Annotated in this window: 32 protein-coding genes and 1 pseudogene; 18 read left to right on the top strand and 15 right to left on the bottom strand. The window is 49.1% G+C overall.

Annotated features, from left to right (window positions below):
- Positions 1-138 precede the first annotated feature (138 nt).
- Positions 139-2,190: an oligopeptidase B gene (gene ptrB / locus N7E69_RS18475; protein ID WP_000936999.1), complete on the top strand. Its 2,052-nt coding sequence runs from the start codon at positions 139-141 to the stop codon at positions 2,188-2,190.
- A gap of 36 nt (positions 2,191-2,226) precedes the next feature.
- Here ptrB and exoX read toward each other — a convergent pair whose 3' ends face one another.
- The 3 genes from exoX to N7E69_RS18490 form a co-directional block, all read right to left on the bottom strand.
- The gene (gene exoX, locus N7E69_RS18480; RefSeq protein WP_000944287.1) at positions 2,227-2,925 is read right to left on the bottom strand and encodes an exodeoxyribonuclease X; all 699 of its coding nucleotides are present in this window, start codon (positions 2,923-2,925) and stop codon (positions 2,227-2,229) included.
- A 23-nt stretch (positions 2,926-2,948) separates the two neighbouring features.
- Positions 2,949-3,605 (bottom strand): carbon-nitrogen hydrolase family protein, encoded by a 657-nt coding sequence (locus N7E69_RS18485; protein ID WP_000100257.1) that lies wholly within the window; start codon positions 3,603-3,605, stop codon positions 2,949-2,951.
- Between the two features lie 107 nt (positions 3,606-3,712).
- Entirely contained in the window at positions 3,713-3,943 is a 231-nt protein-coding gene (locus tag N7E69_RS18490) for a DNA polymerase III subunit theta (protein ID WP_000856224.1), read from the bottom strand.
- A 137-nt stretch (positions 3,944-4,080) separates the two neighbouring features.
- Here N7E69_RS18490 and yobA point away from each other — a divergent pair, with 137 nt between their 5' ends.
- From yobA to N7E69_RS18505, 3 genes are read left to right on the top strand one after another with little or no spacing between them, the layout of a single operon-like run.
- Entirely contained in the window at positions 4,081-4,455 is a 375-nt protein-coding gene (gene yobA / locus N7E69_RS18495) for a CopC domain-containing protein YobA (RefSeq protein ID WP_000168392.1), read from the top strand.
- Positions 4,456-5,331, top strand: coding sequence for a copper homeostasis membrane protein CopD (gene copD / locus N7E69_RS18500; protein WP_000979703.1), 876 nt, complete (start codon positions 4,456-4,458; stop codon positions 5,329-5,331).
- Between the two features lie 16 nt (positions 5,332-5,347).
- Complete coding sequence (locus tag N7E69_RS18505; RefSeq protein WP_000722368.1) at positions 5,348-5,701, top strand: YebY family protein; 354 nt, start codon at positions 5,348-5,350, stop codon at positions 5,699-5,701.
- A gap of 382 nt (positions 5,702-6,083) precedes the next feature.
- Here the strand turns inward: N7E69_RS18505 and N7E69_RS18510 are convergent, their stop codons facing one another.
- The 9 genes from N7E69_RS18510 to N7E69_RS18550 all read right to left on the bottom strand — a co-directional run bounded on the left by N7E69_RS18510 (position 6,084) and on the right by N7E69_RS18550 (position 12,786).
- Complete coding sequence (locus N7E69_RS18510; protein WP_000087638.1) at positions 6,084-7,163, bottom strand: tyrosine-type recombinase/integrase; 1,080 nt, start codon at positions 7,161-7,163, stop codon at positions 6,084-6,086.
- Positions 7,138-7,416 (bottom strand): excisionase, encoded by a 279-nt coding sequence (locus tag N7E69_RS18515; RefSeq protein ID WP_001675651.1) that lies wholly within the window; start codon positions 7,414-7,416, stop codon positions 7,138-7,140. Before N7E69_RS18515 ends, N7E69_RS18510 begins: the two co-directional genes overlap by 26 nt.
- Positions 7,417-7,476: 60 nt before the next feature.
- Positions 7,477-7,905, bottom strand: a complete 429-nt coding sequence (locus tag N7E69_RS18520; protein ID WP_000743301.1) for a hypothetical protein — start codon at positions 7,903-7,905, stop codon at positions 7,477-7,479.
- A gap of 98 nt (positions 7,906-8,003) precedes the next feature.
- A complete protein-coding gene (locus tag N7E69_RS18525) occupies positions 8,004-8,189 on the bottom strand; it encodes a DUF1187 family protein (protein ID WP_000280163.1) in 186 nt (61 codons plus the stop codon).
- 46 nt (positions 8,190-8,235) lie between these two features.
- On the bottom strand, positions 8,236-9,066 hold the full coding sequence (gene recT / locus N7E69_RS18530) for a recombination protein RecT (protein WP_001126030.1): 831 nt from the start codon (positions 9,064-9,066) through the stop codon (positions 8,236-8,238).
- Complete coding sequence (recE, locus tag N7E69_RS18535; RefSeq protein ID WP_000023732.1) at positions 9,059-11,749, bottom strand: exodeoxyribonuclease VIII; 2,691 nt, start codon at positions 11,747-11,749, stop codon at positions 9,059-9,061. The genes recT and recE overlap by 8 nt, the downstream gene beginning before the upstream one ends.
- A gap of 140 nt (positions 11,750-11,889) precedes the next feature.
- Entirely contained in the window at positions 11,890-12,225 is a 336-nt protein-coding gene (locus tag N7E69_RS18540; protein WP_000799627.1) for a hypothetical protein, read from the bottom strand.
- A 75-nt stretch (positions 12,226-12,300) separates the two neighbouring features.
- On the bottom strand, positions 12,301-12,507 hold the full coding sequence (locus N7E69_RS18545; protein WP_000682660.1) for a cell division inhibitor protein: 207 nt from the start codon (positions 12,505-12,507) through the stop codon (positions 12,301-12,303).
- Positions 12,508-12,510: 3 nt separating this feature from the next.
- Complete coding sequence (locus N7E69_RS18550; protein ID WP_000103933.1) at positions 12,511-12,786, bottom strand: hypothetical protein; 276 nt, start codon at positions 12,784-12,786, stop codon at positions 12,511-12,513.
- A 261-nt stretch (positions 12,787-13,047) separates the two neighbouring features.
- On the opposite strand from N7E69_RS18550, the gene N7E69_RS18555 reads away from it, so the two are divergent.
- Positions 13,048-13,362: a hypothetical protein gene (locus tag N7E69_RS18555; protein WP_071591195.1), complete on the top strand. Its 315-nt coding sequence runs from the start codon at positions 13,048-13,050 to the stop codon at positions 13,360-13,362.
- A gap of 441 nt (positions 13,363-13,803) precedes the next feature.
- On the opposite strand, the gene N7E69_RS18560 is transcribed toward N7E69_RS18555, so the two are convergent.
- Positions 13,804-14,202: a helix-turn-helix domain-containing protein gene (locus N7E69_RS18560; RefSeq protein ID WP_001574209.1), complete on the bottom strand. Its 399-nt coding sequence runs from the start codon at positions 14,200-14,202 to the stop codon at positions 13,804-13,806.
- A 98-nt stretch (positions 14,203-14,300) separates the two neighbouring features.
- Between N7E69_RS18560 and N7E69_RS18565 the strand changes: the two genes are divergently transcribed.
- The 5 genes from N7E69_RS18565 to N7E69_RS18585 are packed head-to-tail and all read left to right on the top strand — an operon-like array spanning position 14,301 to position 16,943.
- Complete coding sequence (locus N7E69_RS18565; protein WP_001033912.1) at positions 14,301-14,555, top strand: helix-turn-helix domain-containing protein; 255 nt, start codon at positions 14,301-14,303, stop codon at positions 14,553-14,555.
- Positions 14,542-15,036 (top strand): toxin YdaT family protein, encoded by a 495-nt coding sequence (locus N7E69_RS18570; protein ID WP_001574210.1) that lies wholly within the window; start codon positions 14,542-14,544, stop codon positions 15,034-15,036. Before N7E69_RS18565 ends, N7E69_RS18570 begins: the two co-directional genes overlap by 14 nt.
- A 46-nt stretch (positions 15,037-15,082) precedes the next feature.
- Positions 15,083-16,081 carry a DUF1376 domain-containing protein gene (locus tag N7E69_RS18575; protein ID WP_000729536.1) on the top strand — a complete coding sequence of 333 codons (999 nt, stop codon included), beginning with the start codon at positions 15,083-15,085 and terminating at the stop codon, positions 16,079-16,081.
- Positions 15,993-16,535, top strand: coding sequence for a replication protein P (locus tag N7E69_RS18580; RefSeq protein ID WP_158000546.1), 543 nt, complete (start codon positions 15,993-15,995; stop codon positions 16,533-16,535). The genes N7E69_RS18575 and N7E69_RS18580 overlap by 89 nt, the downstream gene beginning before the upstream one ends.
- A 12-nt stretch (positions 16,536-16,547) precedes the next feature.
- Complete coding sequence (locus N7E69_RS18585; protein ID WP_000089417.1) at positions 16,548-16,943, top strand: DUF977 family protein; 396 nt, start codon at positions 16,548-16,550, stop codon at positions 16,941-16,943.
- A gap of 286 nt (positions 16,944-17,229) precedes the next feature.
- On the opposite strand, the gene N7E69_RS18590 is transcribed toward N7E69_RS18585, so the two are convergent.
- Positions 17,230-18,360: a GGDEF domain-containing protein gene (locus tag N7E69_RS18590; protein WP_000529512.1), complete on the bottom strand. Its 1,131-nt coding sequence runs from the start codon at positions 18,358-18,360 to the stop codon at positions 17,230-17,232.
- A 396-nt stretch (positions 18,361-18,756) separates the two neighbouring features.
- Here N7E69_RS18590 and N7E69_RS18595 point away from each other — a divergent pair, with 396 nt between their 5' ends.
- From N7E69_RS18595 to N7E69_RS18630, 8 genes and pseudogenes are all read left to right on the top strand, one after another.
- Entirely contained in the window at positions 18,757-20,736 is a 1,980-nt protein-coding gene (locus tag N7E69_RS18595; RefSeq protein WP_001237395.1) for an alkyl/aryl-sulfatase, read from the top strand.
- A 318-nt stretch (positions 20,737-21,054) separates the two neighbouring features.
- Positions 21,055-21,153, top strand: a complete 99-nt coding sequence (locus N7E69_RS18600; protein WP_223151200.1) for a hypothetical protein — start codon at positions 21,055-21,057, stop codon at positions 21,151-21,153.
- 271 nt (positions 21,154-21,424) lie between these two features.
- On the top strand, positions 21,425-21,673 hold the full coding sequence (locus tag N7E69_RS18605) for a hypothetical protein (protein WP_000911593.1): 249 nt from the start codon (positions 21,425-21,427) through the stop codon (positions 21,671-21,673).
- Positions 21,674-21,736: 63 nt separating this feature from the next.
- Entirely contained in the window at positions 21,737-22,336 is a 600-nt protein-coding gene (locus tag N7E69_RS18610) for a DUF1367 family protein (RefSeq protein WP_261743143.1), read from the top strand.
- A gap of 71 nt (positions 22,337-22,407) precedes the next feature.
- Positions 22,408-22,560: pseudogene (locus N7E69_RS18615) on the top strand (recombination protein NinG); the annotation flags it as partial.
- A 49-nt stretch (positions 22,561-22,609) separates the two neighbouring features.
- Positions 22,610-22,693, top strand: a complete 84-nt coding sequence (locus N7E69_RS24600; protein WP_012539865.1) for a YlcG family protein — start codon at positions 22,610-22,612, stop codon at positions 22,691-22,693.
- On the top strand, positions 22,690-23,379 hold the full coding sequence (locus N7E69_RS18625) for a bacteriophage antitermination protein Q (RefSeq protein WP_001097218.1): 690 nt from the start codon (positions 22,690-22,692) through the stop codon (positions 23,377-23,379). The genes N7E69_RS24600 and N7E69_RS18625 overlap by 4 nt, the downstream gene beginning before the upstream one ends.
- Before the next feature lie 96 nt (positions 23,380-23,475).
- Positions 23,476-24,000, top strand: coding sequence for a hypothetical protein (locus N7E69_RS18630; protein WP_001574213.1), 525 nt, complete (start codon positions 23,476-23,478; stop codon positions 23,998-24,000).
- A 373-nt stretch (positions 24,001-24,373) separates the two neighbouring features.
- Here the strand turns inward: N7E69_RS18630 and N7E69_RS18635 are convergent, their stop codons facing one another.
- Positions 24,374-24,823, bottom strand: a complete 450-nt coding sequence (locus N7E69_RS18635) for a hypothetical protein (RefSeq protein WP_000798708.1) — start codon at positions 24,821-24,823, stop codon at positions 24,374-24,376.
- Positions 24,824-25,144 lie beyond the last annotated feature (321 nt).

Here is a 25,144-nt window from a genome sequence, read left to right on the forward strand (position 1 = left end):
CGTCATTCATGTTGCAAGATAGCGGCGAAGCAGTGACATCTCAGGCGTTTACCGAGGTGAGCGACCGGGACTACCATGCTACGCCGCTGTGTTTGCCGCGTGATATATAACAAATATTAACGCAAAAGAAAAAACGACATGTTGCCAAAAGCCAATCGAATTCCCTATGCCATGACCGTACATGGCGATACGCGCATTGATAATTATTACTGGCTGCGAGATGACACTCGCTCGCAGCCGGAAGTCCTTGATTACCTGCATCAGGAAAATGAGTATGGCCGGAAGGTCATGACCTCTCAGCAGGCGTTACAGGACCGCATTCTAAAAGAAATTATCGATCGCATCCCGCCCAGAGAAGTTTCCGCTCCGTATGTGAAAAATGGCTATCGCTACCGTTATATCTATGAACCCGGCTGCGAATATGCCATCTATCAACGACAATCGGCGTTAAGCGAAGAGTGGGATGTGTGGGAAACCTTGCTCGATGCGAACCAGCGGGCCGCGCACAGCGAATTTTATACGCTCGGCGGACTTGCCATTACGCCGGATAATACCATCATGGCGCTGGCAGAAGATTATTTATCCCGTCGTCAGTATGGGTTGCGTTTTCGTAACCTCGAAAGCGGTAACTGGTATCCGGAACTGCTGGATAACGTTGCGCCTGAATTTGTCTGGGCCAATGATTCCCTGACCCTTTACTATGTGCGTAAGCATAAGAAGACGCTGCTGCCCTATCAGGTTTGGCGGCACACGATTGGCACTCCGTCATCGCAAGATGAACTGGTATATGAAGAGAAAGACGACACCTTTTATGTCAGCCTGCATAAAACCACTTCGCAGCATTATGTGGTAATTCATCTTGCCAGCGCCACCACTAGCGAAGTGCTATTACTTGACGCGGAACTGGCCGATGCCGAGCCGTTTTCATTCTTACCGCGCCGCAAAGACCACGAATATAGTCTCGATCACTATCAACATAAGTTTTACCTGCGCTCTAACCGGAACGGTAAAAACTTTGGGTTGTACCGTACCCGCGTGCGCAATGAAAACGCCTGGGAAGAGCTGATCCCTCCGCGCGAGCATATTATGCTGGAAGGGTTTACCCTGTTTACCGACTGGTTAGTGGTCGAAGAGCGTCAACGGGGGCTTACCAGCCTGCGGCAAATTAACCGTAAAACCCGTGAAGTGATAGGCATTGCCTTTGACGATCCGGCTTACGTGACGTGGCTTGCCTATAATCCCGAACCTGAGACCTCCCGGCTGCGTTACGGCTATTCTTCAATGACGACGCCAGATACCTTGTTTGAACTGGATATGGATACCGGAGAACGACGGGTACTTAAACAGACGGAAGTGCCTGGGTTTGATTCTGGCTGTTATCAGAGCGAACACCTGTGGATCACCGCGCGCGACGGCGTCGAAGTGCCGGTATCGCTGGTTTATCATCAGAAGTATTTTCGTAAAGGGCAAAATCCGCTTCTGGTTTACGGCTACGGATCTTACGGTTCCAGTATTGACGCCGACTTCAGCAGCAGCCGACTGAGCTTGCTGGATCGTGGCTTTGTTTACGCAATCGTACACGTTCGCGGCGGCGGTGAGCTGGGGCAGCAGTGGTATGAAGATGGCAAATTCCTCAAAAAGCGGAATACTTTTAATGACTATCTTGATGCCTGCGATGCCTTATTAAAACTGGGTTACGGTTCGCCGTCGCTGTGTTACGGGATGGGCGGGAGCGCGGGCGGAATGCTAATGGGCGTCGCTATCAACGAACGCCCCGAGCTTTTCCACGGCGTTATTGCCCAGGTACCCTTTGTTGATGTATTAACCACGATGCTGGATGAGTCGATCCCACTAACGACAGGAGAGTTTGAAGAGTGGGGGAACCCGCAGGATATTGAGTATTATGACTATATGAAAAGCTATAGTCCTTATGACAATGTCAAAGCGCAGGACTATCCGCACCTGCTGGTGACGACAGGATTGCACGATTCCCAGGTGCAATACTGGGAACCTGCGAAGTGGGTGGCAAAATTACGCGAGCTAAAAACGGACCAACGTCTGCTGCTGTTATGTACGGATATGGACTCCGGGCACGGTGGTAAGTCGGGGCGGTTTAAATCCTACGAAGGCGTCGCGCTGGAGTTCGCCTTTTTAATCGGCCTGGCGCAGGGAACCTTACATAGCGCATAGACGCGCGCGCCCGCAACGGCTTGTGAGCGTCGCGGGTTATTGTGGTGTTCCATTGCTGCGTTGCTCGCCAGCCTGAACATCTTCCAGGTAGTGTTTAAGCGTCAGGCGAAGTTCCGGGCTCATATTATCAAGGTTATTAAAAAGCCAGCGTAAATAGCCCGGATCGCGTTTTGCGACTTCAGATACCGCCTTACCGCGGTATTTACCGAACGGGAAAGTGGTTAACAGCGCAGGACGGCCCGTGATATTGACCATTTCTTCCGCGGTCCAGCCGGTGGTTCGCATAATATCAATCAGCAAGGCGGCGGTGATATAGCAATCATAAAGCGCCCGGTGATAGTGCAGCCCCGGCGGCGTTTGTACGCTTAGTTTGCGCGATTTATAGAGCGCCATATTGCTGTATTTTATTCCCGGCCACAGGCGTCGCGACAACTTCATGGTACAGATCCACTCACCCGGCAATTCAGGTAATACACGTCTGTCGAAACTGGCATTGTGAGCGACATACCACTCACTACCGTAATAAAGCGGTATGACATCTTCAATCCACGGCTTATCGGCGACCATGGCTTCGGTAATACGGTGTATCGCCATCGCCTGCGGCGTAATAGGGCGATCGGGGCGTATCAGGTGACTCATGGGATTGACAATGTTGCCATCAATGACATCTACAGAGGCTATCTCTACGATCCCGCCCTGCAGCCCGCAGGTTTCCGTGTCTATAATCCGCAACATGATTCATTCCTCACCGAAAGACCTTAGCGTAATGGAATGATATCGCCTTGCCAACCCTCCGTTGTGCGCAGGCCCGTCAGTAATAGCGAACCGCAATCGGCACGAACAATAAGTTGCCCGCTTTCATCCCACAGCGCGCTACTGCCACAGGCATTGGCCATCAGTACGGCCAGCGCATATTTATGCGAAAAACGTTGTAAGCGTGAGGTAGAAGCATGGAGTTCAGGTTCGTTAAGACATTGACTGGTTGTGAATAACGTAAATGAGGGATCTATATCACCACCTTCTGGCTGCTCATCCACCACGTTGATAGCGCTTCGCTGCCTGGCAATACAGGCGCCATGACTTTTGTGAAACATGAGCGGCGACGTTAGCCATGGGGCAAAAATAGCGATGCCTTTTACGAAGCGGCAGTTATGCTCAACAGGCATACCCACAATGATAGTCATATGATGGGTATCGGCCGCATGAGTGAGCGGCTGTAAAAGCGCCTCGTCAGGCGGGGCGGGCAACGATTTATTCCTTTCGTCGCAGCCTAATAGCGACAGCGACGGAAAGACCAGCAGTTCGCACTGTTGACGAGCCGCAAGCTCAATATATTCCAGATGATGGGCGACATGCTCCGCCGGCGAGGCGTTCAGGGGCGCATACTGCGCAGCAGCAATTTTCCAGGAGGACATAATGACTTCCTTTTCATAGTCTCTACAGCCATTCTAAAAAGCATAGGTTAAGAATCGCCTTATAATGTAGTCGTCTGCATGTAAGGAAGTGTAACGTTATATAATTTTTATTTAACTTTGGGTTCGTAAGGGAGTCGGGATAGTGATACGGAAGCCAGACGATGGGCAATCAGCCGCTCGCGAAACCAGGCGCGTAGATGCTCTGGCTGCTCACGTTCGACCGCCTCCGCGACAACTGGCATATTGTAGCGCTCTTTAAATGCCACCCCGGCTGCCGCCAGGTCCACATTGACTTTATCCATTTCCGCTTGTTCAAGCTGAGCCAGATTTGTTTTCATACGTGTCTCCTTTTTTGTTGCCGCCAGAAGGTACTAAGAGTCCGCGGTAATGGCAAGATGGAAATGATGATCCTCGACTCATTGATTGTTGAAGGTTATTCTTTGTAACGTAGGTATAACAAAAAGGAATAGTGAATATGGCTTCTTCTGCACCATCGCGATGTTTAGCTTTACTGCTGCTGACATCGACATTTGCGACGCCAGCGGCTTGGGCACATGCGCACCTGACGCATCAGTATCCAGCGGCGAATGCTGCCGTTACGGCCTCGCCACAGGCGCTGACCCTGAACTTTTCTGAAGGGATTGAGCCAGGGTTCAGCGGCGCAACCATTACTGGCCCTCAGCAAGAGCTCATCAAAACGCGCCCGGCAAAGCGAAATGAACAGGATAAAACGCAGTTGATTATCCCGCTTGAGCAGCCGTTAAAATCTGGCGCTTACACGGTAGACTGGCACGTTGTGTCGGTGGATGGACATAAAACAAAAGGGAAATACACCTTCAGCGTGAAATAAATGATGCTGACATTCGTCTGGATAACTCTCCGATTTATTCATTTTGCTAGTGTGATGCTGGTCTACGGCTGCGCGCTTTACGGTGCCTGGCTGGCACCCGCATCAATTCGTCGTTTAATGACGCGTCGATTTTTACATCTGCAACAACATGCCGCCGCCTGGAGCGTTATCAGCGCGGCTTTCATGCTGGCGGTTCAGGGCGGACTGATGGGCGGCGGCTGGCCCGATGTTTTTTCCGTCTCGGTGTGGGGCGCGGTACTGCAAACCCGCTTTGGCGCGGTCTGGATATGGCAAATTATCCTCGCGCTGGTCACGCTGGCGGTGGTAGTCATTGCGCCGGTAAAAATGCAACGACGGCTTCTTATTCTAACCGTTGCTCAGTTTATCCTGCTGGCAGGCGTTGGACATGCGACGATGCGCGACGGTGCAGCGGGAACATTACAGCAGATTAACCATGCTCTGCATTTACTCTGTGCCGCAGCCTGGTTTGGCGGGCTGTTGCCAGTGGTTTATTGTATGCGCATGGCTCAGGGACGCTGGCGTCAACATGCTATTAGCGCCATGATGCGTTTTTCTCGTTATGGTCACTTTTTTGTGGCGGGCGTATTGCTCACAGGCATTGGCAACACGCTATTTATCACGGGATTTACCGCTATCTGGCAGACCACCTATGGACAGTTGCTTTTGTTAAAATGTGCGCTGGTCGTGCTTATGGTAGCAATTGCGCTGACGAATCGGTATGTTCTCGTACCACGTATGCGACAGGAAAATCCCCGGACTGACCTATGGTTTGTCAGGATGACGCAAATTGAATGGGGAGTTGGAGGCATAGTTCTGGCGATCGTCAGCCTGTTTGCAACCCTCGAACCTTTTTGATGGACTGGCATAACGAATGAAAAAAATACTCCTTCCGGCGCTTCTGCTGGCCACTTCGGGCGTAGCGTTGGCGGCGCCGCAGGTGATTACCGTAAGTCGTTTTGAAGTAGGAAAAGACAAGTGGGCGTTTAATCGGGAAGAGGTCATGTTGACCTGTCGGCCTGGCCAGGCGCTCTATGTGATCAACCCCAGTACGCTGGTGCAGTATCCCTTGAATGCCATTGCCGAACAGCAAGTAGCGGAGGGTAAAACGCGCGCTCAGCCTATTGCCGTCATTCAAATCGATAACCCGGCGAAGCCCGGTGAGAAAATGAGTCTGGCGCCGTTTATCGAACGTGCGCAAAAGCTTTGTGATCCATCCAATAGCTGACTGATTTTTAATAAAAAACCGTAAACCTTCACGAAAAGGCTTACGGTTTTTTTATCTCTGATAACAGACAAAACGCCAGGTTTTTTCAATCACCTTCGTCGCAAACTGGAAAACCTGGCGTCGTCATCTATTCTTAAAGGGCAAGGCGATTTAGCCTGCATTAATGCCAACTTTTAGCGCACGGCTCTCTCCCAAGAGCCATTTCCCTGGACCGAATACAGGAATCGTATTCGGTCTCTTTTTATTTTTCTTATAAAACAGTCGCTTACGATCCGTTTTCCGAAATTTTCCGAAATTTTTCCGAATTTCTGTATTCCGGTCTTTTTGGTTATATCACAATCAAATTAAATTTAACATTTATTTCACAACGAAAATTGGAGTATTAGAGCATCATATAAGCTTTATCATCACGCTCATCGAGATAGAGTTTCGTGGTGTTCGCTAATGTGTGGCCCAGGAGTTTTTGGGCGAACACCTCGCCGTGCTCGTTTTTGTACAGCCGTCCGGCCAGACTTCGGATCTCGTGAAATGTCGGTGGATTATTGCTGAAGTTAACGCCGGAGGCTTTTCTTGCTTTTACAAATGTCTTTGTCAGCCCATCCGGGTGAATATTCCCGGTCGGGCTATTTTTCCTGATTCCTGCACTGATCATGATATCAGTTCTGCTTACCAGCCGGCAGCGATCGATAACCGTTCCCAGACGTAACCCTGGTGCCTCAAGGGTCAGGGATAGGGGAATGGCTATTTTCATTCCGGTTTTAATCTGAGTTACGTATAAGCGGTTGTCAACAACATCACTAAATTTCATATTTACGATATCCTCCCTACGTTGACCAGTAACGAGCGCTAAATCCATCGCGAGAGGGAACCATGCAGGCATATGCTCTGCTGCCGCTCGTGTGGCGTTATACGTTTCCAGTTGCAGGCGTTCCCTGGCCACCTTAATCTCTGGTATCCGGGTTGCTTCCACCGGGTTTTTCACAATATGCCCTTCGACAATAGCCTCTCTGAACATGTCAGATAGAACTGATCTCATTGCTCCCGCCATAGTGTTTTTTCCCTCGGTTATCCACGACTCAAGAAACTTGGCAATGTGCCTGGTTGTTACTTCTGCCAGTATTATTTCCCCCATTTTTTCGCGTACGGTCGCTAATTGATTACTGCGAATCTTGTAGGTATTAACCGACAGACTCCGGCGCTGTAATAAAACCTCATAGCGATCAATCCATGCGGACACAGTGAATGAGTCAGTTCCTTTTAGCTTTTCAATAAGCGCCACTGGTGTGTGGTTTTGCGCTATGAAGTTGTTTGCCTCTATGGCCTGTGTGATAGCGTCCCTGCGGGCGATCTGACCGAGCGGAAATTCCTTGTCAGTTAGCGGGTTACGCCAGAAAAAAGATTTACTGGCCTTACGGTAGGTGAGGTTCCTCGGAAGGTTAGCATCGTACTTTTTTCGACTCACTGATCAACTTCTCCAGCAATGCACTCGGTTTTCCGGTGCGCCCGTTTGGGTGGTGCTGTTCAAGCACAAGTCCCACTTTATTCGGCTTGATATAAAACGCGTCCGGATCAACCCGATACGTCCTGCCATGTAATAGTGGAGTCGGGTAAATATTTCCGTTTCGCGCCCATCGTCTTAGTGTTGTGAGAGGTGGTGGATCATCGGGATAATTTAATTCACCCCAGGTTTCAAGTCTCACAAAGCTCATAGTCATGTCTCTTTACTTCATGACCGCCGCCAACTATACGGTGTGGCGGTCGGTCAGGGTTGAACATCAATGATCAGGGTAAAATTTAAAGGACTGCTGACCGCCGCCCGGTAAAACTTTTACATCTCCGGCGCGCCGTCCTGTAAATCCTGCCCAATGCGCGGCGCGTATCCTGTCAGCCTGCTCTTCAGTCAGGCAGGGTTGCGGCAGGGCGGAGTTTTTCCGGTAGTCTGCAACGCGTATGAATTCGCCGGCTTCGTGTAACTTCTGGCACTGGGGGCAAAGGTCGCGTGTATCCATCATCCGGATCTTCCCATCGAAAAATATGTTGCCATGCCATGTAGCGCAGTTCCGGCACACGGGCGCATCGCAGGTGAACATGGCTCGACATTTTGTCATGTGCCCGTGTTCATCCTCATCGGCATCCCAGCCGATGATCCCGTCACAAAGCAGGGTGGCCGGGGCGCCGCAGAACATACAGACAGGCTTCTTCATGCTGCAATTACCTCCCTCATTCAGTCTGTACGAATCCCGCCGCGTGAGCGGTGTTTAAAAGCATTTTTACGGTTAATTAATTATTCAGCAGGCGATCTTTATTCCTTAATACATTTAAACTCTTCCAGCGTGACTTTCTCTTCGCGTGATTTCCCGGCTTCAGTTCTGCCGGCCAGCATTTTTTCACACTCGGCTTTATTCATTTTTTTGTCAGAAAAACGAACCCAGTTTGTCGGGGAATTACCTGGCTTTTTGACGATGGCGGTTATTCTATATTTGTACATTAATAAAGCACCTTCACTTCAGGCGGTCAGCGACCGCCAGTCTCCGTTATGCGGTCACGTTCTCTTCCACGCCAGCGCTTTCGACGACGCTGTACTCACCTGTGATGACAGATGCATCAGCCGGATCGATAGTCAGCGTTTCCTTTTCGTCCATTGATACCGCGCGCTGGATCTCAATGGATACAGGCAGGTATTTGAACAGGCGGCGTATGGCGGTTTTTTTTGCCATTTCCTCCCAGTGAGTAACCCACAGGCCGTTGTTACCGGCTTTGCTCTGTGCCCGTACCAGCTCTATCTGTTTACGGGTCATTACCTCAAACTGTGTGCCACCATCTTTAAGGCGGGCAACGGCATAGACATGAGTAACTGGTGCATCTTCGTTCTCACCCGGACGGTGTACCAGCTTTTCTTCCAGACCAAACTCGAAGCTGAAATCGTCACCTTCGCGGACGACGCGCGCGGAAAGACTTGCAATCTGTCCGGAACGGCGGGCAAGGTCGATCATTCCCCGGTATCCAATAATTAACTGAACGTTTTTTTTGCCTGACTTTTCGTTTTTGTTTCCGAACGGCAGCAGATAGGCATGACCGAGCGCGCCGCCGGGCTCCAGCCCAAGCTGGGAACACTGAACGATGGCGCTGACAAAACTCATGGTGTCACAGTCACCCAGCGCCGGAACTTTTCGGATTTCCGTTGTGGCTATCCGGATCATGCGTTCCGCTGTCATGTGGCGGGGCAGGGCCGCCGCCAGTTGTTCTTTCATGGAAGGCTGGTTGATAAAGCTGATCACATCGTTGTTATTTTTCACTGCCGTCGGGGTGCGTGCTCCCTGTGTTTTTTGCAGGTCGGCTTTTGCAATAGGTGGCTGTTTAGGCATTTGCATTCTCCTTCGCCCAGCGGGGCAGTGATAAAGTTTTAATGGCAGGCCATTCATCGTTACTAAGGCATTCGGCCAGGGTTTGCAGATTGCGACGATATTCCCGCTGACCTGCCAGTTTTGCGTCTTCACCCATCATGAAAATCTCAACCGGGTAACGCCCACATTCGGCGGTTGTACTGGCAACAAGGAAGACGAAGGTGGGTATCTCACCGAACTGCGCCCGATAACCGTCGCTGTAGAAAGCGTCCTGTACGTGGTAGCGATAATCGTAATAAGCTGTCCTGAACCGCTGGATATCAGCAGTGGTTTTCACATCCATGATCCAGTGAAATTCAGGGATGATTTTGTCCGGACGGCACCGACACAAAATTCCTGTTTCCGGATCTTCCCAGTAGACTGATGATTCAGCATATCCGGCGCTTTCAACCAGCCACTGCCCCAGCGGTAACGCCATCACACTCTGGTACATAAGTTCGATTTTCCGGCCTTCTTCTGCCGTAAGCACGGTTCTTCCTGTCCGGGCGCACTCTTCCAGAAAGGTTTTCTCTTCTTCTTTTCCTGCGCTGGTACGGCGGTTAAACTCCGGTGCGATGATGAAGCGTTTACTGAACTCCTCTGGTTCCAGTATCCGGCAGTGAAAAGCCGTTCCTGTATCGAGAGTCTTTGTTTTCTCCGTGTCCACGGGGGCATTTTTACGCCACAGATAAATTGCTGGTGTGTCTGCGATATCGTCAAGCTGTGATTTACTGACGCCGGGGCCAGCGTGATACGCCTCGTTAGGGATGTCATAGTAAATACCTGGCTGTATATCATCAGGGACAGTGAAATTTCCGTTTTCTACGGGATCTGCCGCTTCGCCAGCTTCATCACCGCCAGTACCTGATCCACCGTCCGTTGTAATTTCCTGCCCTGTATCGCCAGCCGTTTCCTGCTGGTTGCTCTCTTTCGGCGTTTCTCCATCTCTTTCTGTTCTGGCTTCCATTTTTTCGGTCTGATTTGAGGGAGCACTGAACAGCGCTGAAACGTCGAAAGTCCCGTCTGCGTTTCTGGTGACAGCCTCCGGCTCTGCTGCTGGTTGTTTTTCCTCCGGCACCACTTCTTCTTTTTCACCCTGATTTGAGGCGCTGTAATTGTTATGAACCCACTTCGGATCGTTCGGGGCGCTGATGCCTTCGACATATTCACCGCGCGCGGCTGCCAGTTGTTTACCAACATCAACCGGGTTTTTGGGTGGAATGTTTTTACGTGCTTCGTGCAGTTCTGCCCGTATTTTCTGGTAGCCTGCTTCTGTCTGGCTTACAGGTGGCTCATTCTCCAGCGGCTGCGGGTCCGGATGATGTTCAGTTGTGTCCTGTTCCACTGCTTCAGGCGTTGCTGGTTCATCTGCCAGTTCGCCTGTCGGTTGCGGTTTTTCTTCATCACACTGAAATCTCCCTGTCTCAATATCCCGCAGACATTTGCCCGCCTGACGAAGCCTTGCTGCATTTTCTTCATGGGTTGTTGGGGTGTTATCAGGCACATATTCGTACCAGTCCGGATCGCGAACACCATGAACGGCAAGAAAGCTTTCGCACCACGTCCGGCGAAGATCAGGATTACCGTTATGTACGGCCTTTGGCGCTTTGCGTACCAGGTCAATAATGGTCTGTCGGTCGTAGCCTTTGATGTCGGGAATAATGCCCACTGTCATCGACATTTGTTTCCAGTCTTCCCGGTCTTCGGCGATGATAAGTTTTGCAAAATCCATTGCAGGACGCAGGTTATTCAGATCCAGCTCCTCACAGAAACCACAGGCGAGCTCATAGTTAATCGTTCTGTGTGTCGGTTTTTCGCTACGGCGTGGACGTTCTGGCTTATTTACGTCGTCGACAATTATTTTATGTGGCCCGGTTTTTTTAACGGGTGCAGGTTTATTCTTCAGGCGTTCAGCCCATTCCTTAATCAGCAGGCCGCGGTTAATGTGTTCAGCACTGAACCATTCCTTAAAAAACTTAATAGTGGTGCATAACTCAGGCACTTTTCCATCGACAGGAAATACCTGTTTATACGCATTCACTGCTTTGTGAATATCGTGCTCGATAGCTTTTTTGAACGGCTCTACATTTTCTGCTGCGAGTATCAGGTTCTGGACAGTGGTATTCTGAGTATCCATCTCCAGACACGCGATTTCTTTTTTCTGGTCTGTATCGACGTGATAAAGATATTCTCCATCGCCAATATACTGTGCCAGAACGCGATGGCGGAACGGCAGTGTCGCAACCACGGTCAGTTGAGGGTTTGCTGGCGGGTTATGAGATTCCTGTATCCCGTTTTCTCCGGCAGGAGTGCCAGCACCGTCGGCGCGTTCTGTTTCATCTGATTTAACAGCAGAAGCTGCGCCGGGGATAAGTGTCAGGGTTTTGCCGTCTTCGCCACCGGGTTCGCGGTTTTCACAAAATTTAGTATCAAAGGCCCCCTCGGGCGGAATGTCATTTTCTACCGGAAAATGTACGCGTACAGGTCTGGCAAAATCAGCTTCATCAAATCCGGCAGCATCCATAGCCAGTTCGCCACGGGAGAGGGCGAGTGACTGCTTTTTAGCTGTATACCAGAAAAAACCGGCTTTAAAGCCGAGGCGTTTCCTGGCACTTTCATTTTTAACCTTGTAATAAAATGAATATTCTTCCTGCTTAATGCTCATTGTTTTTTAACCTCAGTTAAGATTAAAATCGTTTTGCCAGTGAAAATCCTCTCCGGGTGCTCACTGGTCATGTCTCTGGTGGTGGGTCTGGTCGCTCACCTCAGCATCCCCGGGATGTAAAGCCGGGGAAGCGCCTGCATTTAATGCAGGCTTTTTTCCTTTGAGGCCTCAGACATCGCCCGCGCAAAATCACTTGCAACAGACAAGCTCTTCAATGCACCAATAACCTCCCTGGGGACGTCTTTCACTTTGAGCAACATGGCTGCTGCGGCTATAGTGGAGTCCCATGCTCCTGTTTTTTCATCTGCATATGCAGTTATTGATTTATTTATTGAATAGCCATCTTCGTTTCTGTTTAACTCGTATGAATAGCCAATAACTACCGGCATATTGTTTTGCTCGCATATCTTAAATATACGGCTGGTGAGCTCTTTTAGTTCCTGTAATACTGCTGCATCAGGCGTTGTATTTTTCATTTTTATTTCCTTTTTCAGGTTGAGTAAATCCCTGCCATTGCTGGCATGATTTAAAAAATGGTATTGTTAAATTAATCAGTTTGTCAGTGGTTCGCCTTTACCATCAAGATAAATTTCTATAACTAAATCCCGGATGGTAATATTTTCACGAATATTTGTTAACGTCAGTTTTCCTCTGGTATTAGCCGTGGCTTTATAAATCCGGTCATTATATTTAACCATTGTTCCGGGAACCGCACATTGCCGTATGACCTCCATTGTACCGTAGTGCTGGTGTTTCATTTTTCAGTCCTCCTGTTGTAATTCACTGACCCTTATTTCAAGCCAGTCAGCCACATCGCGGTGGTCGAAGTAATCAAGAAAGCTGTCGAGTTTATTTCTGGTGGAAATCCAGCGGGCTATATTTTTTTCGCCGATGACATCAAGAAGTTCCGGGGTGTCATCAACCGATTCAACCAGTTCAGATAATGAAATACCTTCAATTTCAACACCGACACGATGAATGTTTACGGGTTTAATTGTGGCGTCGGCTCCCTCCAGATAAATACCGATAGTGCTCATGGTCATATCTCCGGTTTAAAAAGGGCGGATACCAGAAAGGAATGAACTGGTACCGCCAAAGACTACACACAGCAATGTCACGGGTTCCACTCGCAACCGGAAGCGCGCTCAACCAGGATCGGTGGATTTAACGACAACCTTAGTTAAGTAGCGAACGCGCTTTCGTGTTGTGTGCTCCGTATCGTGGAGCTGACGCCCGTCTTTATCCACATCGGGGCGGTGGTATACTGGAGTTCTCACACAACCAGTAAGGACATAAAAATGACACCCCGTCCAATTAGTGTTTTTTGGTTCAAAAATCTCGATCCGTACGAATCATGCAAAGAAATTTTGACCGATTCGTGGGTGCTACCTGACGATTATCGGGACTGGCTTATCCGCTTCAATCAGATGATTGATCGTTATGAACGCAGTGGTATCGAGGTGATCAAAGTAGAGATAGAGCCCAACGAGTTCTCCATCTGGTGCCTCGCCAACGGATGTGAGATAAGCACCAAGAGCTGCAACGACTTCGCTGTTTTCCATGGCAGTAGCAAGGCGCTCCGCGATAGAGATACTGATTGGGGATATGAGTAAACAAACTCGTCCTTCAATTCTGAATATTTCTATTTTCATGACAGTACCTCTACAAATTCTGCGAAGCTTAGCGCCCCCTTACCTTCGATAAGGCTTTGAAAGTATTCCTGGTAAGCCTTTTCCATGGGGGTATTGAAATCCATGCTGACCTCATTCCCGCTTAACGCCCGGCGGCGGAACGTTTTATCTACTGCGCTTGTTACTTAACAACAACTGCCGTCATGTTCGTATGCCTCAGGCTGGCTACTTAGCCCGACTCAGCAGCGGGATAACTCTTGGTATTGTCCGGCTGTTATCTGGTCTGGCGTTGTCTTGATATATCAAATGCTCACATATCGTGAGTAATTTGTCAATATGAATTGTGAGCATTATTTTCTTGGTGGGATATGGATAAGCAAAAAAAATCCCGCATTTGCGGGATTACTAAGAGGGGAGGTTAGCTCAAGAGGATGGAGTATCTTTTTTATGCTGTCTGCTTCTAAGGTATTGTTCTACATACTCATCAATTTCTTTTAATCTGATTTCAAACAGATCAAGCATACGTGTTTGCTCTGATGCTGGCAGTTGATTAAACAATTCGAGTAGCTTTTGTTGGTTATCACTCAGCCATGAGTTGGCATTTTCCTGCTTACCGAACATTAGTTCTGCGGGGGAAATGCCAAGCACTTGACCAAGCGTAATGGCATCCTCAGCTCCAATACTCCGCGTTCCAGCCTCGTAATTTGCAATGCGTGACGACCCCGACCAGCCACATAGCTTAGCCAGTCGTCCCATGCTTAATCCTCTGTTTTGGCGGATAGTTTTAAGACGTTCGCCAATTTGTTCTGCAATCGTTTTCATGTTTGGAATTTTATCACGCTACGTGAAACTGATGATACTCACGTATGTGTAGTTGACTATGCTCACGAATTGTGAATAATAAAATTCGGAGGTTTTAAATGAACAAAATTTCAACATACAGAAAGCAACTGGGGCTATCTCAACGGCAGCTTGCTACTCACCTGGGATGGATACAGAGCCGTCTGGCGAACTACGAAGCAAATTTTCGCACACCCGGACTGGAGGAGTGCCGAAAAATTGTTGCCACACTTAACCATCTGGGATCTCGCTGTGTTCTTGATGATGTTTTCCCGCCTCATGTGAACGATAGCAGAACCATATTAACGAAGGTGAACAACCATGATCACCCCTGAAACAGCCAGTCAGGCGTTATCGTCATGGCTGGCATATCTACAGATAACCCAGGAAACCGCCACGCAGCTGATTACCCGCGCATTCCTGGAGCAGCCGGCGCGACCGGAAATAGCGGTTCACCGTATCGAGCGTGACGACGGAACGGTGGATTACGACGCATGGCGCCGTAACCGGATAAACATTTTTCAGCGCTGGCGGAAACGGGAAACGGCGGAGCACTGCGAGAAATTCTCTGCACTGACCCCCGCTATTCTGGAGGCGATCCGCAAAAGTGCGCCGGAACTGCATAAACGAATAACGGCAGGGCAGAGCATTGAATACCTGCTTTCACAGCTTTTAAAAAAACCGCAGTGGCAAGCGCGGTACTTCTTGGCGCGCCGCTGGCGGATTTTGAGCGGGAGTGTGACGAGGCCATATATGCGTTACAGGCGTTACGTAGCGGTTATCGCCAGCAGTACCAGAGACATGACCAGTGAGTAATTTTTTATGTTTTCAGATCGCCCGGAAAAGAGCGTAGAGAGGCTTTATGGCCGCACTTCCATACATGCAGCTTTACATCGCTGATTATCTGGCGGACACCATGCACCTTTCTGCCGAGGAGCATGGAGCCTATTTGTTGTTGATGTTCAATTACTGGCAGACCGGAAGAGCTATCCCGAAAAACAGGCTGGCAAAAATTGCTCGGATTAGCAGTGAACGATGGGGGGCTGTGGAAGAGTCCCTGAGAGAATTTTTCATTGATAACGGCACTGAATGGACTCATGAGCGTATCGAAAATGATCTCGCTGCGGTCAGGGATGTTCTGGCGAAAAAGTCGGCAGCAGGGAAAGCATCTGTTCAGTCCAGAAGGAACAGGAAGAAAACGCAGGCCGCCAGTGGAAGTAACACATGTTCAACAGGTGTTGGTTCGGTGTTTAAACAGGAAGCCAACAAAAAGGGAACTAATAAAGATATAGATCTAAAAGAATTAAACCCCACACATAACGCGTGCGCGCGCGCGAGTGCTCCGGTTAGTCAGCCTGGAATTATGCAACAGCCTGTCGTGACTGAACCGGAATACCTGAACGAGCCGATCGGGAAATTCTCAATGATGGATGACTGGCATCCCTCGCTGGATTTCCGACAACGGGCCGCCCATTGGGGCGTTGCGTTACCAGAGCCGGAGTATTTACCTACGGAGCTTGTCGCGTTCAGGGATTACTGGACGTCGGAGGGAAAGGTGTTCACACAAATCCAGTGGGAACAAAAATTCGCCCGTCACGTAAACCACGTCAGGGCAAAGGCGAAACCAGCCAGCAGGGGAGAAAGCCATGCAGAAATCCAGCCAGACAGCACCGCATCGCGGGCAGTACAGCAAATCAGGGCAGCCCGCGTGCAGTGGGAACGCGAAAACGGGATCGCCAGCGACGGAGACGGCCTGGCGACTCTGGGAAGTCATGGGGGAAATTTATTCGAACCGATGGACGCAGAAGAACGGCGCGGCACCTTCGAAGCTGTGGGTGGCCCAGATTGGGGCGATGACTGAGCGCCAAATCCGGCTGATTTGTCAGCAGTGTATGGAGCGATGCCGGGCGGCTGAGACATGGCCGCCGGACCTGGCTGAGTTTATTGCGCTGGTTTCTGAAAGCGGAGCTAATGCGTTTGGTCTCACAGCCGATGCGGTGCTGGCGGAATATCGTCACTGGCGTAACGAGTCCTGGCGCTACTCCGGCAGTGATAAATATCCGTGGCCTCAGCCGGTTCTGTATCACATCTGCACCGAGATGCGCAGAACGGGCGTTGAGCACCAGATGACGGAAGGCGAACTGAAACGACTTGCAGAACGGTTACTGGCGAAGTGGACAAAACACGTCGGTAATGGTTTCAGCATACCGCCGGTACGCCGTCAACTTGCAGCGCCGCGCCATCCGGCAGGGCCAACCCCGGCACAACTGATGATGGAAGAATTCAGACGGCGTAAGGCGGCGGGAAGGCTTTAACAGGGGGGACTTATGAGCAGAAATTACACACCGGCGCAGAAAGCTGAAATACAGAAGCGCCTGACGGAACTGGTACGAACACATGGTCGGATGACGTTTGGAGAGCTGCGGAAGATAACAGGGTTAACCATTTTTACAGCCCGCCACTACCTGGAAAAGGCGGAAAGTTGTGGGGATCTGTATCAGGCCGGGAGAAGCGGTATTTTTCCTTCGGAACAGGCTTTCCTGCTTTGGAAGCAGAAACGTGAAGATGCCAGGATTACCCGCTTTCTGAAAACGCCGGAAGGTGTCGTGAGTTCCTACGACCGGACCAGAAACGTTATCTGTACGGAGTGCCGGAACAGCGTGACGATGCAAAGGGTACTGGCATTTTATCGGGGACATTACCGGGAGGTGAAATCTGCATGAAAATCGAATAATATAACTTTGCAGAGGTAGCGAATATCGTAATCACCCGTTCGGCATTTGAATTCCGTGAGCACAGTCGTGTTGTGAATGTCGCCTTGTTCACAACACCAGGAATATTCCACTGTCAACTGGTTGTCTGCGGCTGGACATAATTTTATCTGATATTCAGGCTGTACCAGCGCAAAGGTTCCGTGAGTCCGACTGTCTTTTTTGCTTCCAAATATTCAGTTTTAATTATCTGAGTATGGCAAGGTGATCATCTGTATCAAACACCGGGCAACTGGTTTTACTTTACCCAACGATTACGTCCCTGTTGTTTAGCCCGATAAAGGGCCTCGTCCGCTCTGGCAATAATGCCGGTAACAGTGTCACCGGCTGTGGAAAGGGTGATGCCCATACTGACGGTGACCGTTTCGCTAACCGCAGATGCTGCATGCGGCATTGCGGTTTCACGCAGGTTTGTCTGAATACGTTCAGCAACCAGTGCAGCTTCATTCAGCGACGACGAAGGCAGCACAACGACAAACTCCTCGCCCCCGTAACGTGCCACCAGGTCTGCCGGAGTACGAACCGACCTCTTCATTACCCCGGCCACCTTTGCCAGACAGGCATCGCCAGCCTGGTGACCATAATGGTCGTTATAGTTTTTGAAATAGTCCACATCGAGCATGATCAGTGCAAACGGCTCCGTCTGGCGGAGAGCATCCCCAAGAAAACTTTCCATTGAACGTCGATTAGCGGTCCCGGTCAGTGCATCCTGGTGAGCCATAACGTCGAGACGCGCGATAAGCATCCGGTTTTCCTGGTAACGCAACCAGGCTTCATCAAACCAGCGCTGCAGGATAAAGCGACCATAAATGAGTATGGTGGTAAGAGTAAGCCAGACTAATAAAAACCGGATATTCACATACTGGTTAAGCTGCACACTGGCCAGCAGGGCGGTCAGCCATAACGGGACGATGAAAAATAGCAACGCTGGCAGATGATAATAAAGCGCAGCCAGCGCGGTAAGCATAAGGATGACACTGAGAGGCCAGGCAAAAGGCAGTTGCCACCAGACAATAAAAAAGTAGCTACAATAGCTCCACATCAGACTGAGAATCAGCAGCATCACCAGACAAAGAGGAGTAAATCTGGCCGGAAGGCGGTAAATGAAAAGGAGTATCAGGAACGAAAAAACAATAATACTGCCCATAATATCGTCTATTAAAGGCAGTATTCCAGTCTGTGCACTGATCGACTTGTCAAAGTCACTGATGAGTATGTGGCGAAATAAAATGATAAGCGCAAAACTGATATTCACAAATGTGAACCACGGAATACTTACACGTAGCGCTTGCGTGACCATATCTTTATGATCCTGCCATATCCTTCCAGCACTGGAAGTACGGCGCCTGTCGTCCGAATCCTGCCCCATCCTTAACCGCCTCATATAATGAATAATTACTATCCAGTGTAGTGCGCAGATACCTCACAGTGAAAAATGGAAAAGCTATCAGGCCAGGCAGCATTTTTGGCTGATGAGATGATTTTTGTTCCACAGTGACGAACTTATAGTCAAAGCTTCTGTAGTAGGGGGAATAATTATAGTTGTCTCCCGGAAACGGGAAGCGAGCTTACCCCACTTACTAAAAGAGGATGGAACTGGCTGACGTAAAACACGATTTATTTGTATCCATAAATAGCGAAATGTAACGTTTTGGTTATATTTAAAAGAGAGAAAATGGTCAGCAATAACTTTAATTGTTTGAATTAACAGATAATTAATCTACCAGACTGAGTGATACAGAATATTTTTACATGAGGGGTACAAATGAGACTTAAGTTGATCGTTAAAAGTTTTGCGCTGGCGGGGCTACTCTCTTCCACTGCGCTGACACCTTTATTTGCACAGGAAGCCCCAAAAGGTGCCACTGCTTCAACCAAGCAAGCTAACGATGCGCTTTATAACCAACTTCCTTTCTCTGATAACACCGATTTCACGAATGCCCATAAAGGCTTTATCGCTGGTTTACCTGAAGAGGTGATTAAGGGAGAGCAAGGGAATGTCATCTGGAATCCACAGCAGTACGCTTTCATAAAAGAAGGGGAAAAATCTCCTGACACTGTTAACCCTAGTCTGTGGCGTCAGTCCCAGCTAATCAATATCAGTGGCTTGTTTGAAGTCACAGACGGCGTCTACCAGATTCGTAACCTTGATTTATCCAACATGACGATTATCGAAGGTAAAGAGGGGATTACGGTTGTCGATCCGCTGGTTTCTGCGGAAACAGCCAAAGCCGGTATGGATTTGTATTTCAAAAACCGTGGCAATAAGCCTGTTGTCGCCATCATTTATACTCATAGCCATGTTGACCACTATGGCGGTGTGCGTGGCGTTGTCGATGAAGCGGACGTGAAATCCGGCAAGGTGAAAGTGTATGCGCCTGCTGGCTTTATGGAGGCAGCAGTAGCCGAGAATATTATGGCCGGCAACGTGATGAGCCGCCGTGCCAGCTATATGTATGGCAACCTCCTGAAACCAGATGCCTCCGGCCAGGTTGGCGCCGGACTGGGGACGACCACCTCTGCGGGGACGGTGACACTGATTGCGCCCACTAATATCATCGATAAAGACGGCCAGAAAGAAGTGATTGATGGCCTGACTTACGACTTTATGCTGGCCCCTGGTTCGGAAGCCCCTTCGGAAATGCTGTGGTTCATCGAAGAGAAGAAACTCATCGAAGCCGCAGAGGACGTCACTCACACCCTGCATAACACTTACTCGCTACGTGGCGCAAAAATTCGTGAGCCGTTGCCGTGGTCGAAATATATCAACGAAGCTATAGTGCGTTGGGGTGACAAAGCTGAAATTATTATGGCCCAGCACCACTGGCCGACCTGGGGTAACGAGAATGTTGTTGGTCTGCTGAAAAGCCAGCGAGACCTGTATCGTTATATCAATGACCAGACTCTGCGCATGGCCAATGAAGGTCTGACTCGCGACGAAATAGCGGCCAACTTTAAACTACCGGATAGCCTGGCAAAAACCTGGGCCAACCGCGGCTATTACGGCTCCATCAGCCATGACGTAAAAGCAACGTATGTGCTGTATCTCGGTTGGTTCGATGGCAATCCGGCAACCCTTGATGAGCTGCCACCCGAAGAAGCGGCCAAGAAATTTGTTGAATACATGGGCGGTGCCGATGCGATTCTTCAGAAAGCTAAAGCAGACTTTGACCAGGGGAACTACCGTTGGGTTGCTCAGGTGGTGAGTAAGGTCGTGTTTGCCGATCCAAATAACCAGAATGCACGTAACCTTGAAGCCGATGCGCTGGAGCAATTGGGGTATCAGGCTGAATCTGGTCCATGGCGTAACTTCTACCTGACCGGTGCGCAGGAGCTGCGTAACGGTGTGGTTAAAGGTCCGACGCCAAATACAGCAAGTCCGGATACCGTTCGGGCGATGACCCCTGAAATGTTCTTCGACTTTCTGGCTGTACATATCAACGGTGAAAAAGCGGGTAATGCCCGGGCGGTATTTAATATTGACCTTGGCAGCGACGGCGGAAAGTACAAGCTTGAGCTGGAAAATGGCGTGCTGAACCACACGGCTAATGCTGAAGCGAAAGATGCTGATGCCACGATTACTCTGAACCGTGACACGCTGAATAAAATTATCCTGAAGGAAGAAACTCTGAAGCAGGCTCAAGATAAAGGAGAAGTCAACGTTACCGGTAATGCTGCGAAACTGGATGAGATGCTGGGCTATATGGACAAGTTTGAGTTCTGGTTCAATATAGTTACACCATAAATAGATTCCCTGCGGCGTCAATGCTGCAGGGAAGTTACTTCAGACAATTCTGTACGTTTTTTATACTCTATTTTCCCTTCATTCTTTATATCTTGCTTCATCTTATGTATTTGCTGCTGAAGAACATGGCCCTGATACCAGTCAGTTCTGATTCTGTTATGCACAGCCTTTTTCATCAGATGACAGTAACTGGTTGTTGCGTGATTCAATGGCCTGCGAGTCTGGCCAACATGCTTTTCGATGCCGGTTGGCCATGATGCCAGTATGGTTAACTGGCATCATGGCAGCATAATTTTGCCGGATAAGTCAACCGCAGCGATGTTAATCGTCCTGATTATCATCTGCATCACTGTCACAGTGACTGCACCAGTAACGAGGAGAGACTGCGATCGAACCGGCCAGACAGAGAGGAGGTAGTTGTCTTCATTGCTAAGTAAGAGACCTTGGGGGATGAATCTCCATCACCTGTGATGTGTCAGACAACCTCAATGTACCCGCACTTAATACCTGCGTCGGCGGTTTTTTTAATGTCCGGGAAATGAGCATGTCAAAAAATAACCAGTTATAAGATTATAAATAGAACACAGAGAAAATGTCATTGCATATGGTCAAAAAATAGACATATTTATTGATGATGATAATTAATAGTCTCCTATATATTCATGTTGAGAATGAAGATGCTTTAAAAATGCTCAAGTTCGTTATCTATGGAGACACCGTGAAAAATTTAAATAAAACATTCACTTGTAAATATGCTGTTATTCGCCGTGATGACATGACAGTAATTGCTGAAATGGATTTTTTTCCTGACTGCAACAGGTCATTGATGTATCGGGATGGCCGCTATGTCCGGTTTCTGCCGTTGTTGCAAAATGACATCATGGGGAGCGATACCCTGATTAATGAGCTGACTATCAGGGCCGGTTATCATGAATAATCATCCTTTGTTATACTCGTCTGCGGGCTGAACTCCCAATCTACTGCGCCAACGGAGAGAACGATGGCGCATTTACAACTGGTCAAGCAAACCTCATCAGGGCTTCTGCTCCCGGCGACGCCGGAGAGTGGGGGTTTCCTGCGCTCAGTAAAAATCGGTGAGTGGATACACGCCGATTTTAAACGTGTCCGCAACTACGCCTTTCATAAACGATTTTTTAAACTCCTTCAGCTTGGTTTCGACTACTGGATGCCAACGGGCGGCACGGTCACATCGCGGGAACAGAAACTTATCTCCGGGTTCGTTAATTTTCTTTGCGACTCCGCAGGCCAGGAATATACCCCGGCCCTTAACGAGGCGGCGGAACAGTACCTCCATAACGTAGCTACCCTGCGAACCGGGGACGTCGCCCTTCTTAAGTCTTTCGATGCCTTCCGGGAATGGGTAACCGTTCAGGCCGGGTTTTATACCGAGCATTTTTATCCGGATGGCAGTCGCGGGCGCCGGGCGAAATCCATAGCATTCGCCAGTATGGACGAAACCGAGTTTCAACAGGTCTATAAAGCTGTGCTGAACGTCCTGTGGAACTGGATTCTGTTTCGTAAATTTTCCTCTCTGGAAGAAGTTGAAAATGTGGCCGCGCATCTGCTGGAGTTCGCATGAAAATGACATGGTTTCAGCATCCGGTGTGTACCACCGAAGAGGCGGATGAGCTGGTGGCGGGATACCGGCGCCGTGGCGTGAAGGTTGAGCGTTACGGTGAGGCGGAGGTGCTGGAACTTGAGAGCAATAATACTCCGCAACGTTGGACGGTTGAGGAGCTGAAAGAAATCAGGATCGCTGCACTGGCGGATCTGCGTGCGCTAAAAAAGCTGGAGGCGGCATGACATTCGAATCCTACTTTGCCGATCATCTCCGTGCTCGCTGGTAGCAGTTGTGCTTATACCATTTCCGGGTTCCATCCTGATCGATTACCGGATTTTGAAAAACTACGTGAAGATAACGGGCGGTACCGTATGAATACACAATATCTGGAATATGTGCGACAGCAGCTCATCGTGGCGACTGCAGATCTGAGTGGCGCCACGAAAGGTCAGTTGCAGGCATGGCTGGAGAACGCCCAGCTCTATACGAAAAACTATCCCCGAAAAAAACAGCGTATCAGGGATGAAGTGACCGGAAAAATGATAACGCTGAATAATCCACCGATTGCTGGTAAGCAATCACTGGCGAAAGGAAGCGCAATTCCGCTTGTGCAGCCCGTAGAATACTCCACTTCCTCATGGCGCCGTGCGCTTTTGTCACTCGAAGAACATAATAAGGCCTGGCTATTGTGGAATTACAGTGAAAACACCTGCTGGGAATATCAGGTCACTGTAACTCGATGGGCTTGGGAAAAATTCAGCCAGCAGTTGGAAGGGAAGCGAGTTGCGAAGAAGACTTTAGCACGGTTGCGCCAGCTCATCTGGCTTGCTGCGCAGGATGTGAAGGCGGAACTGGCCAGACGTGAGACGTATGAGTACCAAACGTTGGCGGAACTGATGGGCGTGGCAAAATCTACCTGGACAGAGACGTACATGTCTCATTGGTTAGTAATGCGTAACAGCTTTAAACGGCTTGATAGTGATGCGCTTATCTCCGTAACACGATCGCGTTCACAACAAAAGGCGACAAATTTGGATATAAGTCTTGCAAAACCGAACTGAAATACATATATTTCATGTAAATTTGATATCATGCCTAAAATATGCAAGCCTGCTGAGGAACGGGATTTTTGTATTAATCAGCAATAGGAATTGATGATGTTTTATCGTGATTTATTTCAAGTTTTTGGTCCCGACCCGTTGTATAAGGAAGAAGAAGGAATTGCCATCCTTCGTGAGCAATATGGGATCGAAGCTCCAGAACAAATTTTTAAGCAAATTTATTGTGGGTTATCTAATAATTCTGAATTTCAAACCTTGTATGGGCATCTAAATCTTAAATCACTGAAGTGGGATTTGGTCAGATTGAAAACAGCAGAGTTTACAAAGTTTGGCAGAAATGCCACATATCCTGATTACATGCTCGAGATTTCAGAAGACTTTAATGCCTGCGGCAGCAAGTTTTGCATTGATGCCCGTGAAGAGGTTGCAAACCATTGGCTTAAATTCGGTACATGGGCTGAACCACCGATGTTTATTGAGCGTTCGCTTATTATTCCTGGAGAGAGCGGCTTACACCTTATGGAGGGTCATACAAGATTAGGTACTTTATTGGGGGCTATTAAGTACAAATTTGTGCAGTTAGCTGATACTCATGAACTTTATATAGCCTCGCAGAAATAGTTTAGAGAGGATTGCTCAACACCCTCGGTAAGAATTGCCACACATCAAACTAATGTTAGGGTATCTTCGTCCACAGAGTCGAAATGGCCTTATTTACATCTTCCTGGCTTTTCGCCGGTTTTTTTATTCAGCCCTCGGAAATCATCATCTACATGCTTCGTTGTTAAAACCCCGCCCGAGGGCCTCTCACCCTTACAAATACAGCGCCATCCAAGCTATCGGGGGCGAGGCTTATGAAAATGCACAACGATCCCCATTCAATGGACTCACAATCTATTTTTGCGCTGATTGCGAGTCTGACTTTTTTCGATTGTGAGTCGTTACAGATAGCCGCCGGGCCAGACACCACAACGGTACCAGGTGGCGTTATGTGCTAGAAACCGAAATTCTTGAACATCTCATTACTACTCATATCGTTGGCTGGCGCACGGTTCATCGACTCCATCTGCTTGATCAACCCTATGCTAGCACCAACAGGCCCCCCGACGCTGAAACCGACGCTGCTGGAGCGGGTTTTGCTGGTGCTACTGCTGTGGGTTTGACTACGGGTGTTACAGTTGCTTTGGTGTGTCCGTGTGAGACTATTTTCGCTGAGCTGGCTATCTTCACTTTGGGTGCAGTTTCCCTGTGACTGGCTGTGACTGTCTCCTGTGGTGTGGTTGCGGCTATCCGTGTGCCACTCGCTATAGCCTCCCGCTGGCGCAATGATTCCGACCGATGTACCGTGGGTGGCATAGGGAGGCATGACCATGCCACTACAGCCACCGAGCAGTAACGCGGTGCCGACGATAAAAATGAACTTACCCAGAGCGGTGTTTTTCATTAGTTCCTACCTATTTCTTCTCGTTGGTTATTTCTATGCCCTGCCTTGGCAGGGCTCGCTATTATTCATTCTTCAACTGTGAGATCAAGTTATTTTAATTAAATCGGTATTATTCTTAATTGTGTTCTTTATGAATAAATATCCTCCGGCTATGCCGGAGGATATTTATTATTTCCCCTCATAACTGAGAGGCCCCACACAACCAGAGGGGGATGAATGTCCGAATCGATTTCTGGTACTGGGTTAGCAGGTGGCATCCTGACAGGAGCCAGTGTCTATGGACTGCTGACCTGTATTAGCTCAGACCTGAACTGGTTACTG

It is taken from the genome of Salmonella sp. 3C (assembly GCF_025426275.1).
Taxonomy (GTDB): domain Bacteria; phylum Pseudomonadota; class Gammaproteobacteria; order Enterobacterales; family Enterobacteriaceae; genus Salmonella; species Salmonella enterica.

What these genes read in the sequence shown, in the direction of transcription:
- ptrB (WP_000936999.1), top strand. Translation starts at nt 139, where the DNA reads ATGTTGCCAAAAGCCAATCGAATTCCCTATGCCATGACCGTACATGGC.
- exoX (WP_000944287.1), bottom strand. Translation starts at nt 2,925, where the DNA reads ATGTTGCGGATTATAGACACGGAAACCTGCGGGCTGCAGGGCGGGATC.
- N7E69_RS18485 (WP_000100257.1), bottom strand. Translation starts at nt 3,605, where the DNA reads ATGTCCTCCTGGAAAATTGCTGCTGCGCAGTATGCGCCCCTGAACGCC.
- N7E69_RS18490 (WP_000856224.1), bottom strand. Translation starts at nt 3,943, where the DNA reads ATGAAAACAAATCTGGCTCAGCTTGAACAAGCGGAAATGGATAAAGTC.
- yobA (WP_000168392.1), top strand. Translation starts at nt 4,081, where the DNA reads ATGGCTTCTTCTGCACCATCGCGATGTTTAGCTTTACTGCTGCTGACA.
- copD (WP_000979703.1), top strand. Translation starts at nt 4,456, where the DNA reads ATGATGCTGACATTCGTCTGGATAACTCTCCGATTTATTCATTTTGCT.
- N7E69_RS18505 (WP_000722368.1), top strand. Translation starts at nt 5,348, where the DNA reads ATGAAAAAAATACTCCTTCCGGCGCTTCTGCTGGCCACTTCGGGCGTA.
- N7E69_RS18515 (WP_001675651.1), bottom strand. Translation starts at nt 7,416, where the DNA reads ATGACTATGAGCTTTGTGAGACTTGAAACCTGGGGTGAATTAAATTAT.
- N7E69_RS18520 (WP_000743301.1), bottom strand. Translation starts at nt 7,905, where the DNA reads ATGAAGAAGCCTGTCTGTATGTTCTGCGGCGCCCCGGCCACCCTGCTT.
- N7E69_RS18525 (WP_000280163.1), bottom strand. Translation starts at nt 8,189, where the DNA reads ATGTACAAATATAGAATAACCGCCATCGTCAAAAAGCCAGGTAATTCC.
- recT (WP_001126030.1), bottom strand. Translation starts at nt 9,066, where the DNA reads ATGCCTAAACAGCCACCTATTGCAAAAGCCGACCTGCAAAAAACACAG.
- recE (WP_000023732.1), bottom strand. Translation starts at nt 11,749, where the DNA reads ATGAGCATTAAGCAGGAAGAATATTCATTTTATTACAAGGTTAAAAAT.
- N7E69_RS18540 (WP_000799627.1), bottom strand. Translation starts at nt 12,225, where the DNA reads ATGAAAAATACAACGCCTGATGCAGCAGTATTACAGGAACTAAAAGAG.
- N7E69_RS18545 (WP_000682660.1), bottom strand. Translation starts at nt 12,507, where the DNA reads ATGAAACACCAGCACTACGGTACAATGGAGGTCATACGGCAATGTGCG.
- N7E69_RS18550 (WP_000103933.1), bottom strand. Translation starts at nt 12,786, where the DNA reads ATGAGCACTATCGGTATTTATCTGGAGGGAGCCGACGCCACAATTAAA.
- N7E69_RS18555 (WP_071591195.1), top strand. Translation starts at nt 13,048, where the DNA reads ATGACACCCCGTCCAATTAGTGTTTTTTGGTTCAAAAATCTCGATCCG.
- N7E69_RS18560 (WP_001574209.1), bottom strand. Translation starts at nt 14,202, where the DNA reads ATGAAAACGATTGCAGAACAAATTGGCGAACGTCTTAAAACTATCCGC.
- N7E69_RS18565 (WP_001033912.1), top strand. Translation starts at nt 14,301, where the DNA reads ATGAACAAAATTTCAACATACAGAAAGCAACTGGGGCTATCTCAACGG.
- N7E69_RS18570 (WP_001574210.1), top strand. Translation starts at nt 14,542, where the DNA reads ATGATCACCCCTGAAACAGCCAGTCAGGCGTTATCGTCATGGCTGGCA.
- N7E69_RS18575 (WP_000729536.1), top strand. Translation starts at nt 15,083, where the DNA reads ATGGCCGCACTTCCATACATGCAGCTTTACATCGCTGATTATCTGGCG.
- N7E69_RS18580 (WP_158000546.1), top strand. Translation starts at nt 15,993, where the DNA reads ATGGGGGAAATTTATTCGAACCGATGGACGCAGAAGAACGGCGCGGCA.
- N7E69_RS18585 (WP_000089417.1), top strand. Translation starts at nt 16,548, where the DNA reads ATGAGCAGAAATTACACACCGGCGCAGAAAGCTGAAATACAGAAGCGC.
- N7E69_RS18590 (WP_000529512.1), bottom strand. Translation starts at nt 18,360, where the DNA reads ATGGGGCAGGATTCGGACGACAGGCGCCGTACTTCCAGTGCTGGAAGG.
- N7E69_RS18595 (WP_001237395.1), top strand. Translation starts at nt 18,757, where the DNA reads ATGAGACTTAAGTTGATCGTTAAAAGTTTTGCGCTGGCGGGGCTACTC.
- N7E69_RS18600 (WP_223151200.1), top strand. Translation starts at nt 21,055, where the DNA reads ATGTTAATCGTCCTGATTATCATCTGCATCACTGTCACAGTGACTGCA.
- N7E69_RS18605 (WP_000911593.1), top strand. Translation starts at nt 21,425, where the DNA reads ATGCTCAAGTTCGTTATCTATGGAGACACCGTGAAAAATTTAAATAAA.
- N7E69_RS18610 (WP_261743143.1), top strand. Translation starts at nt 21,737, where the DNA reads ATGGCGCATTTACAACTGGTCAAGCAAACCTCATCAGGGCTTCTGCTC.
- N7E69_RS18625 (WP_001097218.1), top strand. Translation starts at nt 22,690, where the DNA reads ATGAATACACAATATCTGGAATATGTGCGACAGCAGCTCATCGTGGCG.
- N7E69_RS18630 (WP_001574213.1), top strand. Translation starts at nt 23,476, where the DNA reads ATGTTTTATCGTGATTTATTTCAAGTTTTTGGTCCCGACCCGTTGTAT.
- N7E69_RS18635 (WP_000798708.1), bottom strand. Translation starts at nt 24,823, where the DNA reads ATGAAAAACACCGCTCTGGGTAAGTTCATTTTTATCGTCGGCACCGCG.